This window comes from Marinomonas flavescens (genome assembly GCF_004352835.1).
GTDB lineage: Bacteria > Pseudomonadota > Gammaproteobacteria > Pseudomonadales > Marinomonadaceae > Marinomonas > Marinomonas flavescens.
Genome location: NZ_SJSB01000002.1, coordinates 205,164 through 220,379, shown reverse-complemented (window position 1 = coordinate 220,379; position 15,216 = coordinate 205,164). Strand labels below are relative to the sequence as shown.

The following is a 15,216-nucleotide window of genomic DNA, read 5'->3' as shown; positions in this document are numbered from 1 at the left end:
GCATAAAAGTAAGGTTACCCACGTTAGACGCGACAACCTCAATAACTATTACAACGAATGTGAGTTATTTTTAAAACGTTTCGCAATTAAACTTAAACTGCCACCGCAAAGACAAAACACCAAGACCAAAATAACCAGTCCTTGTGCTCCTAATAGGCTAATCATAGCGGCAAAACTAGGCGGCCCTATCGTCGAGCCTAAATTACCAAACTGCGCAACCAAACCATACGTTTGCGCTTGCTCATTAGGGTTTCGTGCCAGTGCTGGAATCATTGACATAGCGGACCCTGTAACCATACCGGCAGACAACACCATCACACCTGCAACAATGCAAAAAAGCACAGGCGTCACCAATAAGAAATTCAGAGCAATCGCGCTAATCGCTATCAGCGAATAAGCCATAATAGCTACGTTTTGAGGACGCATAGTGTATTGAGACAAAGTACCTGCAAGAAAAGTTCCTATAATACTCATCAGAGGTAAACACGTTCGGACAATCGATTTTAAATGGTCATCTTCAATCAAGCGTGGAACGTAAGTCAGCAAGGATACGAACATGCAGGTATAAAATAAAAATACGGCCGCTGGTAGCAAGCACCTTGGGTTACGATACACGAGAGACATCTGCTCCAAGATTTTCGTTTGCACACTGCCTTTTTCATTTTCATAAAGAGGGTTATTTCTCTCAAGACGAAAGAAGAGTACGCCCGCCACACCGCCGATTAATAGTCCATGAGAAAAGAACAAGCTCCCCGGCCCATAATGACGAAGGATCATGTCGCCGAACAAACCGCTAATAGCAAAAGCCACCCCAAAGAAAGTACCCCATAACCCCATCGTGATTGAACGATGTTGTGGCGCACTTAATCGAGCAATCATGGTTGGTGCGGCAACGACAACACCCAATTGAGAAAAGCCCTCAACGACTCGGCACACCATCATGAGCTCGAAACTTGGCATCAAGGATTCCAAAAAAGACATCACCGCCCCTAACGCCAGCGCGCCAATTAACGAACGACGATAGCCAACACGCCCAACGATTACCCCAGCTGAAACACCAAAAATAAGCCCCACGACACCGACGACAGAAATGGCAGCACCCGTTAATGTTGCGCCTTCTTGGTAATACGCCAATAACACATCATAAGAAATAGAAAACTTAGCAAATTGCATAGCCGCAGAAATCCCAGCGACCCAAAGTAGTATTACTTCTAGCCAAGCTGTTTTTGTTTCGTACGGAGAGGTGTGCCCTGTCATGTAACTTCCTTATCAATAAACATATCAATCGAGTCGGACCAAACATAAATACTGATTTTTTGGTCAAGTTGGACCGCTATTCTAAGGCAAAAACAAAGCGCATGATGCCCTATCAGTAAAAAAGCACTACTTTGATTTCGGGCTTGGTGGTCTTGTACCTGCCAAGGTCGGCATAACATCACGAATCAAGTTGAGAAATTTTCTTAATCGGGCCGGATAATAACTAGCGTAGGGGTATACGAGGTAAACAGGTAAAGGATCGGCATGCCATTCAGGCAATAAATGCACTAATTTACCGGAAGCAATATCGTCGTTAATCACCCACGATGACGTTACCCCTATCCCAATTCCAGATAAAATAGTATTTCTGAGGGCATATAAGCTGTCCGTAATGAATTTCGGTGCAAACTCTAGCTCATAGCTAGAGCTGCCTTTCTGATCTGTGCTTTTTAATACAATTTTATTTCGATAAAAAGTACTCAAGGAAACCCAAGGTAAGGTATTCAAATCTTCTACTTTTTTGATAGGTGAATGCTTACTTAATACACTAGGAGATGACACGACAATTCGCGGCACTTCGGCAATTAGAATGGCCACCATTGCTGAGTCTGTGATTTCCCCCACATGAACCGCACAGTCAATTCCATCATTGATAAAATCAGGCGAATGGTCATTTAACATCCATTCGACCGTAATTTGTGAATGATCGGTAAGATATTGCACTAATGGTACGATCAACTGGTCTTGACCAAAAGCGTGAGGCACTCGAACCTTTAACATACCTACCGGTTCATCATTGGCGTTTTTGAGATCTTCTTCTAGTGCATTCCAATTCTCTATTAGTTTTTTCGCATGCTGATAACAGCGTTCACCATCGTCTGTCAGCTTCATCGCATGGGTGGTACGCATGATTAATTTTGTCCCCAATCTCGTCTCTAAAGACTGTAATCGACGACTAATCGTAGGCTGCGTGGTTCCCAGTTGAGTGGCGGCGGCTGACAAGCTTCCACTCTCGACGATACGCACTAAAGTCTGCATCATTTCTATACGGTCGATGCCACCATTTTTTATATTGCTCATACGGCATACGTATATCAGTTTTACCTAGTATGTGGCTACCAAACTTTTTTTCAAAAGATAAGATATCGCCATTCTCAACATCCTTTATACGCCCAATCAACACGAGACTTTATGATGCCCACGCAAGAAGCTTTTGCCTCCTCAACGCCCAAAATGGCAACAGAACCATCCAGCAAACTTATCTTCAGCCTTTCCGCAGGGGCAGGATTAAGTGTGGCCGCCATCTACTATAACCAGCCGATGATCGACAACATTGGGCAAGACTTTCAATCCAGTGTCAGCGCCACCGGACTTATTCCGACACTGACTCAAATAGGCTACGCCTTAGGTATCTTGTTTCTGATTCCGCTTGGCGATCGATTTAATCGTCGCCATGTGATTTTAACAAAAGGTTTACTGCTCGCTCTCGCTTTAGTGATGTGCTCTTTTATGCCCACATTGAATGGCATGTTAGTCGCCAGTTTAGTCATTGGCGTTATGGCAACCATGGCTCAAGACATTGTGCCAACTGCCGCCATCTTAGCCCCTGATTCTCAGCGAGGTAAGGTCGTCGGTACGGTAATGACAGGGCTGTTGATAGGGATTTTATTATCTCGGGTGATTAGTGGTGTGGTGACGGAGTTTGTAGGATGGCGAGTCATGTACCAAGCCGCTGCCGTCAGTATTCTCGCCATTTCTATGATTATTTGGCGTATTTTACCGAATATGGACACCCACACTGATGTTGGTTACCTCTCGTTAATGCGCTCCCTGTTAACGCTATGGAAACGCCATCCAACCTTGCGTCGTGCAGCCACATCTCAGGGCTTATTATCGCTAGGGTTTAGCGCTTTTTGGTCTACCTTAGCTGTCATGCTGCATCAACAATATGGACTCGGTAGCGCCACCGCCGGTGCCTTTGGATTAGCGGGCGCCGCTGGTGCGTTAGCCGCACCCTTAGCAGGAAGAATTGCCGATAAACAAGGGCCTGCTCGAGTCACACAAATTGGATCAGCGTTAGTCGCTTTTTCTTTTGCCTTGATGTTTTTAATGCCCTATTTATCCGTCAATAACCAAATCCTGCTGATTATCATTTCCGCTATTGGCTTTGATTTTGGCGTACAAGCTGTGCTGGTTTCTCATCAAACATTAGTTTACGGCATAGATCCTACTGCTCGCGGGCGCCTCAATGCGATCTTCTTTACTGGCATGTTTATCGGTATGGCATCAGGCGCAGCTCTTGGTAGCCAAGCTCTGATGATTCTAGGATGGAGCGGTGTTGTTGCATTGGCAACAATCGCTGGAATCTTAAGTTTGATCGTACGGATGACGGATCGCTCTTCTTAACCATCGATGCTAAAAAAGAACCAGACTAACCTAACTTCTTTTTTGCACATTGGAAGTAATATTTTACAAACAACAGAGAGAGTGATAAAAAAGTTGGCTTGCTATATGCATACAACTCATTCAAATGCATGAATGACGCTGTGCTTTTCTTTGAACAAGCCAACTCAAGAAGTGTATTTATGAAACTATCAGCGACTTTTTTACTGATCACCTCCGCACTAACTTTCAGTGCGTTTGCCCAAGCAGATCGCCTTGAAGATATCCAAAAACAAGGTTATATCACTGTTGGAACGACGGGGGATTACACACCATTTTCTCACTACGATGGTAAAACATTTACCGGTTATGATATTGACGTTGCAAAATACTTTGCCAAAGAAATGGGCGTAAAAGTAAAGTTCGTTCAAACCACATGGAAAAACTTAATCCCTGGACTACAAAGCGATAAATACGACATTGCCATGGGCGGTATTACTCGTCGCACATCACGCCAAATGGCCGCCGATATTTCTCAAGGCTATATGACGTTTGGCAAATGCTTCTTAGTGGCAACGGGGAAAACCGCGGCGTTTGACACCTTGGCTGAAGTAAACCGTCCAGACGTTAAAGTCGGCGTCAATATTGGTGGAACCAATGAAAAATTTGCCGAGCAATACCTTCCTAACGCCACCTTAGTTCGCTTCGAAAATAACCTTGATGTACCAAAAGCCGTCGCTAGCGGCAAAGTTGATGTCATGATAACTGAGACGCCAGAAGCACTTTATTACCAAGTCACTGATAAAAAACTGGAAGCTTCTCGAGCCGAAAATCCATTCACGAAAAGTCAGTTCGGCTATTTGATTCCAGCGGGCGAGCAGCGTCTTCTAAATACAGTCAATTTCATGATGGATGAAATGAAGTTAAAAGGCATTGATACTCAAATAATGCACGAAAATCACCTCCAATAAGTGTTCTTTTCCATGATACTGTCTGATTTATAGTGACTATATATCAGACAGTATCACTCTTCGCTTCACATAAAAGTACTTTTATTAGTAGTATCCTTGCTCGGCTTTTCTTATTTGCATTCATCGATGTAAGGATACTATTTTGGACTACAGTCTTTTCACCGTTTCTCTCTTGATTGGTACCGGATTTATTGCGGGTATTATCAACACGCTCGCTGGTGGTGGGTCTAATTTAACCTTACCTGCCCTCATGGTCATGGGCATGCCTGCAGACATTGCCAACGCGACGAACCGAGTCGGCGTATTTTTACAAAACCTCACTGCCGTTGCTGGCTTTAGAAAAGCCAAAAAACTCGATAACGCAGACATCATGCCGGTCATGATTCCGTCTTTACTCGGCGGTGTAGTCGGCGCGTTTGCAGCCAGCTACGCTCCTGAAACTTGGCTAAAACCTCTGTTATTAAGCGCGATGATTGGTATGACTCTGATCATGATTGTGCGCCCTGCTTTAATCGCGCCTCCAGAAGGTACCGTGCCTTTTAAAGTCTCAGAAAAACCCAGCGCTTGGATCGCGTTATTCATTGCTGGCGTTTACGGTGGCTTTGTACAAGCTGGTGTTGGCTTTATTCTGATTGCCGCTTTAGCTGGCACTCTGCGCTATGACTTAGTCCGCACTAATGCCTTAAAGATGGTGTGTACCATTGGCTTTACTGCCTTAGCATTAGGGGTCTTTATTTGGAACGATCAAATCCTTTGGGTTCCTGGTTTAATACTCGCTTCTGGTACCATGTTAGGCTCGCATCTTGCCGTGAAATTTGCCATTAAAGCCAATCCAAAACATCTGAAATGGTTCCTTTTCGTAATGACGGTCTGCGGCAGCGCCGCCGCATTATTGACCGATTAGCAATCGGTCAGCCTAATAACACATCAAAAAATACCCACTTCAAAAGTGGGTATTTTTTTATCTCAGAAAGTTGATATCAGAACACTGGAGAGTAAAAGCAAACGACCTCATTCATGGCGTTATACGCCCAACATCCAAGAAAGCAGGAACATGGCGATCGCTACCACAGCCGACATAAGTATGCCGTATAACAAATTCGATCGAGCAAGCTGGAAATTATCGATGCCATACTTTCCTGCTACCGATAAATTAATCCCTGATAATGGACTAATCGCGGTTCCCACTCCCCAAGAGCAAAGACAAACAAAGGCCAACAAGGTGTTATCAACGCCATGGGCAGGCACCACCGAACTCATCAATGAAATGCCCACAATCGGGTGTAAGCCCAACAAAGCAATGACACAAATCCCTATAAAACAGGCGAACGCTTCAACAAAACCAAACGAATCGAACAAAGACCAATTTGCCCCTAACGCACCCGCTAACGCCAAGCTCACGGCTTTTGTTAACAAACCAGCCGATAAAAACAAAGACACTTCATTCGCCATATTTGGCAAACGAATATGAGCATGATCGGTCAACCGTTGTTTGGTATATCGAGCGCCACTTTTCATAACCAAGAGCAAGATAACAGACACTGGGCTCAGCAAGGTCACGATCGACAGTATGGGTAATTGGGGCATGATAAAATAATGGAAAACTAAAACAGATATCGCCAAGCTAATTGGAAAAATTAACGATTGGAAAGCCAAGGGGAAACCTGAAAACGACGCCAGTGTGCCTTTTCTATTAAATTCCCACAGAGAAATTAGGCACGAAAATATAGCGATAGGGACGCCTATCATCGCCAACCGATGAAACTCCGCATTCGGTGCAATCGACAAGGCCACCGCCATGGAGGCAAAAAAAGGCGACCAAAGCCCAGCACTGGTCAGCGCTCGAACTAAGATTGAATATTGAGACTCAGACAAAGAGCCGGTGTTTCTCTGCAGCTTGTCACCCACTAGAAACACCGATGACATATTAATAACGGCACCTAAGAGATGAACGCTCGACCAAGTGCTAACTACGCCTTTCGTACCAATAATCGGCGCCTTTTGCTTTACCCCATCAGGCAATAAACCCAACAAAGACACCGCCGACAACATGGCTACAATGCCTAAATTACCTTCTATTAAGGCAAAAAAGTTCAGCTTTACACCATTAACATAGGCAACCAGTAACGCCACAATAGCAACTCCAAGCAGCAGCCGGATTTGTTTTTTGTTGCGCGGGTTTAAACGCGGCCACGCCATGATAAAAACAGACCAATAACAAAGCGCAGAAAGCGCATAAGCCCAGTTTGCACCAGGAATAATGGACAATAGAAACAAGCCACAGCCGATCGCCACACCATAACCAGAAAGCCTGTGCAGTGAAAACGCGGAACCATCCTGGTCACGAAACATAAAATGCCTTAATGAAAACGAGTAGGGGAAAATGATGTTAGATTGATTAAAATACCACTCTTTTGACGATCAATATAATATAACTTATATGCCTATTTAAAATTCATCGTAAACAAACTCTTCGAAAATACTGAACCTTTTTTCATAATCTATATAAGGCCATAGTTAAGATCTTGCATGATTCACTAATACAGTACTTCAACACCCTGACTGTGTAATTTGCTAAGGAGCCACTGTGAGGGTTTGATGTCGGTAATTAAGCAGTGGTAATCGCACACTCGACGCCAAACACAACGTGATTCAAGATCAAATTTGGTGCTGTCTAATACCAGAATACGATACTGTGAATTGTCGACAAGCGCTTCTAATGCCATGATATCGTCGTCTGTAAAATCAAAAAGTTCACCATTTTTATTCATAGCAGCGACAGAAAATATACCAATATCAGCACGATAGCGTTGAAAGAAGCGTACAGCATCACCACCCACCACATCCTGATCTCGTTTACGTACTTGTCCGCCCGCAATGGTTAATTCGCAATCTGGATGTTCACAAAGATTTCGCGCGGCATGCAAATTAGTCGTCATCACTTGTAGACCTTTTAAGCTATCTAAATTAGCGGCCACTTCAGATACACTGGACCCGGTACCAAGAAACAGAGACTGATAATTAGTAATTTTACTCATGCAAAGATCGGCGATGCGCAACTTCCCTTCTAAATTTCGAATTTTGCGTTGATCAAAGCTTATATTTTCCCTATGAGGAAAAGGTATCGCCTCCCCATGATTGCGCAAAATCAGTCCCTTATCTGCCAACAAACGTATGTCTGACCGTACCGTTTGAACAGAAACAGAAAACGCATCAGCGACATCATTGAGTGACCTGCGCCCATTTTTGTTCACCCACTGAACAATTTCATATTGTCGTTTATTCATTCAATGCACCAAAAAAATAGTATTCCATAGGTTTTTCGATAAAACGAAAGCGTTTATTTATTAAACGAAAGTTTGGTGTCATTTTAATGTCAAAGAGTCGCGCTATTGTTTGTTCTCACCCAAACAACAGAGCGTTCCACAATGAATCTTAAAAAAAGTCTACTTGCTTTTGCCTCAGTTTCACTTGCCGTACCTCTAAGTGTACAAGCTGCTGAAACACTCACTTTGTATACCAGCCAACCCAATAAAGATGCTCAACTCACCGTAGATGCTTTTGAAGCACAGAATCCTGATATCGAAGTGAAATGGGTTCGTGATGGCACTACAAAATTAATGACCAAGCTGCGAGCAGAGTTAAGCAGTGGCGTGGTAAAACCTGATGTTTTGTTGATTGCTGATAGCGTGACCATGGAATCTATGGTGGCGAACAACTACTTATACGCCTACAAAAGCCCTTATCAAAAAGACTATAAGCCCGCTCTTTATAATAAAGACGGCTATTACTACGGCACTAAATTAATCACCACAGGCATCGTTCGAAATACTCGAGCGCTAGAGACCCCTACCGACTGGGAAGACTTAGCCAAGCCTAGTTATAAGAATCAAGTTGCTATGCCGAGCCCTCTATATTCTGGCGCCGCTCTGATTCATTTAGCCACTCTGACAGAAGATGCTCATCTTGGCTGGAACTATTACCAACAGTTACACGCAAATAAAGTAATGGCACAAGGCGGAAATGGTGGCGTACTCAAGGCGGTCGCTTCTGGCTCTAAGTCGTATGGCGTTATTGTTGATTTCCTCGTGATCAGAGAGTCCCGTAAAGGCTCTCCAATTGAGTTTATCTTTCCAAAAACGGGCGTCAGTATGGTGACTGAACCCGTTGCGATTATGAAAGAGTCTAAACACAAAGAAGCGGCAAAGCGTTTTGTGGATTTCCTTTTATCTAAGCAAGGACAACAACTGGTACTCGAACAAGGTTACTTGCCAGCACGCAGTGACATAGGTGTCCCAGCCGGTTTTCCAAGTCGTGAAAGCATCAAGCTAATGCCGTTTGATGCAGCAAAGACATTGCGTAATAACGCGGCCAATAAAGCCCGTTTTAGCGATATTTTTGAAGGATAACTGTGATGATAATTCGCGCTATGGATAGTCAGTTACGCTGGCTATCATTTCTCTTATTCTTGCTGATTGCCTTACTTAGCTTATTACCTAGTTTGCGTTTGTTAACCGAGGCTTTCGTGAATATGAGCTTCACTACATCATCCCCTTTATCTGAGGTGTTACGGAGTGAAAGAACATGGCGCGCGTTGCAACACAGCTTTTATACCTCAGGACTTGCGACGTTAATTGCCGTTGTTTTAGGGTCTGGATTCGCATTCGTAGTATCACTCACTAACATTCGCCGTCGCGCTTTATGGGTGTTCTGCTTTATGTTGCCCATGATGATTCCGCCACAGGTCACGGCGTTAAGTTGGTTGCAGCTATTTGGCCCTGCTAGTCCATTATTAAATACATTCGGATTGGCACCCGCGCTAGGCAGTTCAAACCCAATGTATTCGCCAGAAGGTATCGCTCTTTTGCTTGGTATTCAAAGTGCGCCTTTAGTGTTTCTTGCTTTGCGTACACAGCTCATTAATCTACCTCAAGATATGATCGAAGCCGCTCGCATGGCTCGCGCTTCTCATCTTCGTATCTGGATAGACATCATTGTACCTTTATGTCGTAGCGCGATGGTGGCGGGGGCTGCTCTTGCTTTTGTGTCCTCTTTAGGCAATTTTGGCATTCCAGCCATGCTCGGAATTCCAATTAATTACCTTGTTTTACCAACGCTCATTTACCAACAAATGGCAGGGTTTGGTGATGATGTTCTAAGTGAAATCGCGGGGCTTTCCATGATCATTGCCCTTCTTGTACTCGCCGGTATGCTGCTACAACAATGGCTACAACAACGCAGCCAATACGCATTGATCGGTCACACCACACAATCCATATCGTTTAATCTAAAAAAAGCCCGTGCGCCAGTAGAAATCGTATTGGGGGGCATTCTTTGCTTCATCTTAGTCATCCCATTATTAAGTTTAATTATTAGTTCTTTTGTACCTGCGCTAGGGATGCCTTTGAATGGTGAGACCTTTACCCTGAATGCCTACATTGAGATGTTAAGCAAGCAAGGCTCTACCGCTCGAGCATTTAGTAATAGTGTATTTTTGGCTTTGGCAGCCTCTCTGACACTCATGCTCGTTTGTTTACCTCTCGGTTATTTATTGATGCGCCTACCGATGCGACTAAGATCGGTTATTGCCAGTCTAATAGAAGTACCTTATGCCATTCCCGGCATCGTCTTAGCCATCGCGTTTATCTTACTGTTCGCTCGACCTTTGCCTTTTATTGAAGTGAGCTTATACGGCACCTTAACGATTATCTTTCTAGCGTATTTATCCTGCTTTTTAAGTGTGTGTTTAAAGCCAATCATGTCGGCTATGTCGCAGCTTGACTCCTCCCTTGAGGAAGCCGCACAACTGGCTGGCGCAAAACCACTACAACGCCTTTTTCATATTGTTCTACCGCTAACAGCGCCTGCGTTTTTTGCCGGCGGCTTGCTGGTGTTTTTAATATCTATCAATGAGTTAACCGTATCGGCTTTGCTATGGAGTGCAGGCAACGAAACACTTGGCGTACTTATTTTTAATTTGGATGAAGGCGGAGACAGTGTTTTAGCCTCCGCCATCTCCGTGTTGGTTGTCTTGCTCGTCGCGTCCTTGATGGCATTGCTTAGTTTACTAGCACCACGTTTACCTAAAGGAATTATCCCATGGCACGATTAACTCTAGACAATATTTGTAAGCAGTTTGATGGGCAGACCGTCATTGATCATTTAAGCATGAACATTGAACCCGGTGCTTTTGTCGCGTTACTAGGTCCGAGCGGCTGTGGCAAGTCGACTATTTTAAGAATGCTGGCAGGCTTCGAACCCGTCAGTGCAGGAGAAATTCGTCACGGTGAACGCCTTCTATCCAGTAAGAAACAGCATACACCGACTGAAGAACGTAACTTTGGCATGGTGTTCCAATCTTATGCTCTGTGGCCACATATGACCGTGGCCGATAATGTCGGCTACCCATTACGTATCCAAAAAATCATCGGGGAGGAAAAAACCAGACGAATTAAAGACGCCTTAGCCGTCGTGGAGCTTGAGGAGTACGCCGACCGATTGCCAGCACAACTCAGCGGTGGTCAACGCCAACGAGTTGCATTGGCCCGAAGCCTAGTCACCGAGCCAGATGTCGTGTTATTTGATGAGCCTCTCGCGAACTTAGACCGTCACCTAAGAGCGACGATGGAAGAAACCTTTCGCGCGTTTCATAAACGCACTAAGGCGACCATTGTATATGTCACTCACGATCAAGCAGAAGCCATGTCTCTCGCGGATCATATCGCCGTTTTGAACAAAGGTGAATTAGTCCAATGGGGAACACCACAAGACCTTTATGCCACCCCTAAGAATACGTGGCTGGCTAATTTCATTGGTCGTGGCTCAGTGCTTAATCTCGTGGCAACCGAGCCACAGCAATATATAAGAGGTCATCAATTACAAGAATTACTCCGCCAATCTTTACTCAAAGGCCAGTCTGAACAAACCCCATTATCACAGAAGACAACAAGTCCGGTGCTTGTTCGTCCACAAGACATTCACTTTATTAATAATCCTTTAGAAGAAGGGTTTTCCGTCAAAGTTCGCAACTGCATATTTCGTGGCGAGCGTTATGACATTGAGCTGATATTAGCCGATGGCCAACGCCTACAGGCCTACAGCGACGTACCAATGGACCAGGATAGCCAACATACAATTCACCTTGAGCAAGCTTGGTCTTTGGAGACAGACGCATGAAAATCAGTATCGATATATTAAGTGGTGCAGGACGAAAAACCTCAGCTGCAATCTTAGTGACGTATCAGTCCGATTTATTTTCTAAACCGATTCGCTTTCTACTGGATGCAGGGGGCGCATTAGAAGCGAATGAAGATAAAGGCTGGATACAACCGAAAGATCTAGACGCCATATTCATTTCTCATGACCATCAAGATCATATGGGCGGCCTGATAGACATAGACAGTGACGTACCTGTTTTCGCTACGTTAGCAGTGCAGAAACAACTTCCGACACACCTCAATCTGAAAACATTACCCGTCAGCGGAACAACCTCTGTATGCGGTATTAATATAACGACAGGCTCGGCGGGGCACTCTTTTGGAGGTGTATGGCTCCATCTCGACATCGGGGATGGCGTATTTTACAGCGGTGATTTTAGCCTTGAGTCAACACTGTACCCTTTTACCTTTCCACCAATGGCAAGTATTGCCTTACTAGACGCCTCCTATGGATTGTATGACGAGTCGCTCGATCAATGTAAAAACGAACTAGCCACATATTTGAACGATGACAAACACTTGCTTATGCCTGTTCCCCAGACCGGCCGCGCTCTAGAAATTGCCTGTTGGTTAACGTCATTAGGGTTTGAGGATTGGACTCTAGGTGATGATTGTATTTCACCTAAAGACGCATTATCTGGTCCAAAAGAAGGCATCTTCACCAATATGCGATCTGTCTTAGAAAGAATCAAAAAACAACCATTCAACCTCTCAGCCAAAGCCATATTATGTGGTGATCCAGACGGTATGGGAGGCGAAGCCAAAGCCTTATTAAAACAACCAGAACGTTACCTCCCTATTTATACTGGTCACTTACCAGAACACGCTCGACAAGCGGTCAGCAAAGGAGATGCGCATTTTATTCGCTGGAATGTACACCCTCGTAGGCGAGATTTAAAGCGCCTAATCGATCACTTAGAGTGCCACACCTGCGCGCCACTTTTTAATGATATTAAAGACCTAAAAGAATGGCAGCAGGCTCTGGGGCCAAGCATCACATCAAATTCTTATATTGAGCAAAATAATGACATTAATAAAAAAACCTTTTGTGTTCGCACGTCACGCGCAGAGCACGTATAACGCCGCCCACTTGATTGGTGGGTCTACCGACAGTCCATTAAGTAATGTAGGAATACAGCAAGCCCAAAATGCGGCCGAGAGGCTGGGATTAATAATATGGAGCGCCGTTTTTACCAGCACCCTTAAACGCACTCAACAAACAGCATTTTACGCAGTGCCAAAGCAAGAAGTCATCCCCCATGCACAATTAACAGAGCGTCATTGGGGAGATCTTGAAGGCTGCTCTATCGATCTGCAAACACCTTATGAGATAACTCCTCCTAATGGTGAATCTTGGCAGGTTTTTGAAGATCGGATAATTGGAGCCCTTAATGACATATTAGGTCAGTATGAAAAACCGTTAATCATCGCTCATTCTGGAGTATACCGTGTTTTAAACAAGGTCATTAATGGCACACCTTATTGCCCAAGAGTAGATAACCTAACACCTATTTTTTTCGAACCCAGTCAAAATGATAATGGCTGGAGTATCACACCAATAAAAGGAAAGTTTTTATGATGCCAAACGCTGTGATTGTTGATCTCGATGGCACCCTTGCAGAATTTGACCACACTCAAGTTGCCCACTGGGTATTAGGGGAAGTCAAACACTGGACCCCATTTTTTGACTACATGAAGGACGCACCAGTAGTCGAAAATATTTTACGCTTAGTGAATATACTAAAGCAGCAAGGTCAACATATTTTGATCTGCAGCGGTCGTCCAGAATCCCATAAGCAACACTCTATTGAATGGATGGAAAAACACAAGATTCCCTTTGATGGTGTGTATTTACGCCCAGATGATGCCGATTCAATGCCCGATGAGGACGTAAAAAAAGCGTTATTGGAGAAAATTCGTGAAGATGGATTCGAACCTTGGCTAGTACTAGATGACCGCGATGCCGTGGTTAAAGGCTGGCGTGACCTCGGACTAACCTGCTTACAATGCGCGCCGGGGGATTTCTAGCAAGAAAGCAAATGCGCATATACTCAATAATCTGTATTCAATCGCCTTGTCACAAAAATTGATGACAAGGCGACGTTACCTGAAGGCTATAAGTGTGCTGGAATGACTTTAAAAGCGAACAGTTGAGTGACTTCAGTTGCGTTGAAATTATTGTCCGAGATAAGGACAAGAGTCTGTTGGCCATCTGCTAATTTAGGGCCAAAGGTGATGCCTTCTAAGTTATCAAGTCGAGGTAAATTAGCCTGATTCAAGTTCAGCAATAAGCGTTTATGCATCGGTTTAAACTGACCGGCGACCAGTTTATTGCGCCCTTTCACATTCGTCGCGCCCTTCATGTCCGTTTGATAGATACGAATGTAATCATGATAATGACCCTTCTTATCCTGAATACCTGCGCGTTCTAATACCAATAAATGCTGATTATCCACCGCTAAAATTTCTGATACGCCATTATCTGCGTGTTTACCGGCACCTGGCGCGGCGGGCAATGAGTCGACCGGATAAACATACTCACCCAGTACGGTATTATTTTTGCCGTAACGAAGAACTCGTGAAAAAGCCCCCTTATTAAGTGAAGGTACTGGACCATCTTGTATTAAAGGCGCTTCCATCGCGACAAAATACGCCTTCTTATCTGGGGTATAACTGCTGCCTTCAAACGCTAAATTATCATAAAAGCCACGAGCTTTATTTTTAGGGTCGAACTTAAACGCCGCCGGTACTGGCAGTTCGTCTAAGTAATGACCATCCATATCTGCATCTCGAATAAAAGGACTAAAACCTAAAGAACGATCACCTTCGCTGGTATAACGGATTCCCTTAGTATCAGGATTAAAGCGTATGGACTCGAAATCTGGCACAACACCTTTATGATCACTAAGATAAGCGACCTTACTTGGGTAAAGGCTACCGTTCGGCTGTAAGAGCGGAATCATTTTTGTTAGCGTCATAGCGCCGACGTTATTGGCCGTGATGGTCATTTTTCCAAGATAAGCACGATCGGGACCTTTATCAGACCTGTCATCACTGATCATTAGCCATTGTTTATTTTTTGCATCGTAATCAATGCCAGATAATCCCCCAACAGTCACACCATCGACAGTGGCATCATTAGGAATGATGTACTCACCGATATAATCTAGCTTACTAATGGGATAATGCTCTTCCTTAGCGGCAGCAGAAGCTTCTATAGATACAACCAAACACCCAATAGCGAGCATTGAAAAATAAGATCTTCTCATTTTATTTCCTTCAAAATTTCAGATTATCAAGATGACTTGAAAAATAGGATAGGACTCGTCGAGGGTCAAGAATATTTACAAAGTCAACTAGTTAGGCTTGGCCTAATGAGTCGAGAAGCA

14 protein-coding genes are annotated in these 15,216 nt (G+C 44.2%); 9 read left to right on the top strand and 5 right to left on the bottom strand.

What is annotated here, in order from left to right; translation table 11 throughout:
- Nucleotides 1-48: 48 nt before the first annotated feature.
- Both E0D70_RS03135 and E0D70_RS03130 read right to left on the bottom strand, forming a co-directional pair.
- Nucleotides 49-1,257, bottom strand: coding sequence for an MFS transporter (locus tag E0D70_RS03135; RefSeq protein ID WP_133010815.1), 1,209 nt, complete (start codon nt 1,255-1,257; stop codon nt 49-51).
- Between the two features lie 126 nt (nt 1,258-1,383).
- Nucleotides 1,384-2,337: a LysR family transcriptional regulator gene (locus E0D70_RS03130; protein WP_133010814.1), complete on the bottom strand. Its 954-nt coding sequence runs from the start codon at nt 2,335-2,337 to the stop codon at nt 1,384-1,386.
- Nucleotides 2,338-2,448: 111 nt separating this feature from the next.
- On the opposite strand from E0D70_RS03130, the gene E0D70_RS03125 reads away from it, so the two are divergent.
- The 3 genes from E0D70_RS03125 to E0D70_RS03115 all read left to right on the top strand — a co-directional run bounded on the left by E0D70_RS03125 (nt 2,449) and on the right by E0D70_RS03115 (nt 5,514).
- Nucleotides 2,449-3,663, top strand: a complete 1,215-nt coding sequence (locus E0D70_RS03125; protein ID WP_240536958.1) for an MFS transporter — start codon at nt 2,449-2,451, stop codon at nt 3,661-3,663.
- Nucleotides 3,664-3,842: 179 nt separating this feature from the next.
- Complete coding sequence (locus E0D70_RS03120; RefSeq protein ID WP_133010813.1) at nt 3,843-4,610, top strand: transporter substrate-binding domain-containing protein; 768 nt, start codon at nt 3,843-3,845, stop codon at nt 4,608-4,610.
- 142 nt (nt 4,611-4,752) lie between these two features.
- Complete coding sequence (locus tag E0D70_RS03115) at nt 4,753-5,514, top strand: sulfite exporter TauE/SafE family protein (protein WP_133010812.1); 762 nt, start codon at nt 4,753-4,755, stop codon at nt 5,512-5,514.
- Between the two features lie 119 nt (nt 5,515-5,633).
- Here E0D70_RS03115 and E0D70_RS03110 read toward each other — a convergent pair whose 3' ends face one another.
- Nucleotides 5,634-6,962, bottom strand: a complete 1,329-nt coding sequence (locus E0D70_RS03110) for a hypothetical protein (RefSeq protein WP_133010811.1) — start codon at nt 6,960-6,962, stop codon at nt 5,634-5,636.
- A gap of 185 nt (nt 6,963-7,147) precedes the next feature.
- Entirely contained in the window at nt 7,148-7,897 is a 750-nt protein-coding gene (locus E0D70_RS03105) for a DeoR/GlpR family DNA-binding transcription regulator (RefSeq protein ID WP_133010810.1), read from the bottom strand.
- 141 nt (nt 7,898-8,038) lie between these two features.
- On the opposite strand from E0D70_RS03105, the gene E0D70_RS03100 reads away from it, so the two are divergent.
- The 6 genes from E0D70_RS03100 to E0D70_RS03075 are packed head-to-tail and all read left to right on the top strand — an operon-like array spanning nt 8,039 to nt 13,855.
- Nucleotides 8,039-9,019, top strand: coding sequence for an ABC transporter substrate-binding protein (locus tag E0D70_RS03100; protein ID WP_133010809.1), 981 nt, complete (start codon nt 8,039-8,041; stop codon nt 9,017-9,019).
- A 5-nt stretch (nt 9,020-9,024) separates the two neighbouring features.
- Nucleotides 9,025-10,722 carry an ABC transporter permease gene (locus E0D70_RS03095; RefSeq protein ID WP_240536969.1) on the top strand — a complete coding sequence of 566 codons (1,698 nt, stop codon included), beginning with the start codon at nt 9,025-9,027 and terminating at the stop codon, nt 10,720-10,722.
- Complete coding sequence (locus tag E0D70_RS03090; RefSeq protein ID WP_133010808.1) at nt 10,710-11,786, top strand: ABC transporter ATP-binding protein; 1,077 nt, start codon at nt 10,710-10,712, stop codon at nt 11,784-11,786. Before E0D70_RS03095 ends, E0D70_RS03090 begins: the two co-directional genes overlap by 13 nt.
- Nucleotides 11,783-12,907: an MBL fold metallo-hydrolase gene (locus E0D70_RS03085; protein WP_133010807.1), complete on the top strand. Its 1,125-nt coding sequence runs from the start codon at nt 11,783-11,785 to the stop codon at nt 12,905-12,907. Before E0D70_RS03090 ends, E0D70_RS03085 begins: the two co-directional genes overlap by 4 nt.
- Nucleotides 12,852-13,406 carry a histidine phosphatase family protein gene (locus E0D70_RS03080; protein ID WP_133010806.1) on the top strand — a complete coding sequence of 185 codons (555 nt, stop codon included), beginning with the start codon at nt 12,852-12,854 and terminating at the stop codon, nt 13,404-13,406. Before E0D70_RS03085 ends, E0D70_RS03080 begins: the two co-directional genes overlap by 56 nt.
- Nucleotides 13,403-13,855: a phosphatase domain-containing protein gene (locus E0D70_RS03075; RefSeq protein WP_133010805.1), complete on the top strand. Its 453-nt coding sequence runs from the start codon at nt 13,403-13,405 to the stop codon at nt 13,853-13,855. Before E0D70_RS03080 ends, E0D70_RS03075 begins: the two co-directional genes overlap by 4 nt.
- An 86-nt stretch (nt 13,856-13,941) precedes the next feature.
- Here E0D70_RS03075 and E0D70_RS03070 read toward each other — a convergent pair whose 3' ends face one another.
- Nucleotides 13,942-15,096 (bottom strand): esterase-like activity of phytase family protein, encoded by a 1,155-nt coding sequence (locus tag E0D70_RS03070; RefSeq protein ID WP_133010804.1) that lies wholly within the window; start codon nt 15,094-15,096, stop codon nt 13,942-13,944.
- Nucleotides 15,097-15,216: the final 120 nt, after the last annotated feature.

What these genes read in the sequence shown, in the direction of transcription:
- E0D70_RS03135 (WP_133010815.1), bottom strand. Translation starts at nt 1,257, where the DNA reads ATGACAGGGCACACCTCTCCGTACGAAACAAAAACAGCTTGGCTAGAA.
- E0D70_RS03130 (WP_133010814.1), bottom strand. Translation starts at nt 2,337, where the DNA reads ATGAGCAATATAAAAAATGGTGGCATCGACCGTATAGAAATGATGCAG.
- E0D70_RS03125 (WP_240536958.1), top strand. Translation starts at nt 2,449, where the DNA reads ATGATGCCCACGCAAGAAGCTTTTGCCTCCTCAACGCCCAAAATGGCA.
- E0D70_RS03120 (WP_133010813.1), top strand. Translation starts at nt 3,843, where the DNA reads ATGAAACTATCAGCGACTTTTTTACTGATCACCTCCGCACTAACTTTC.
- E0D70_RS03110 (WP_133010811.1), bottom strand. Translation starts at nt 6,962, where the DNA reads ATGTTTCGTGACCAGGATGGTTCCGCGTTTTCACTGCACAGGCTTTCT.
- E0D70_RS03105 (WP_133010810.1), bottom strand. Translation starts at nt 7,897, where the DNA reads ATGAATAAACGACAATATGAAATTGTTCAGTGGGTGAACAAAAATGGG.
- E0D70_RS03100 (WP_133010809.1), top strand. Translation starts at nt 8,039, where the DNA reads ATGAATCTTAAAAAAAGTCTACTTGCTTTTGCCTCAGTTTCACTTGCC.
- E0D70_RS03095 (WP_240536969.1), top strand. Translation starts at nt 9,025, where the DNA reads ATGATAATTCGCGCTATGGATAGTCAGTTACGCTGGCTATCATTTCTC.
- E0D70_RS03090 (WP_133010808.1), top strand. Translation starts at nt 10,710, where the DNA reads ATGGCACGATTAACTCTAGACAATATTTGTAAGCAGTTTGATGGGCAG.
- E0D70_RS03085 (WP_133010807.1), top strand. Translation starts at nt 11,783, where the DNA reads ATGAAAATCAGTATCGATATATTAAGTGGTGCAGGACGAAAAACCTCA.
- E0D70_RS03080 (WP_133010806.1), top strand. Translation starts at nt 12,852, where the DNA reads ATGACATTAATAAAAAAACCTTTTGTGTTCGCACGTCACGCGCAGAGC.
- E0D70_RS03075 (WP_133010805.1), top strand. Translation starts at nt 13,403, where the DNA reads ATGATGCCAAACGCTGTGATTGTTGATCTCGATGGCACCCTTGCAGAA.
- E0D70_RS03070 (WP_133010804.1), bottom strand. Translation starts at nt 15,096, where the DNA reads ATGAGAAGATCTTATTTTTCAATGCTCGCTATTGGGTGTTTGGTTGTA.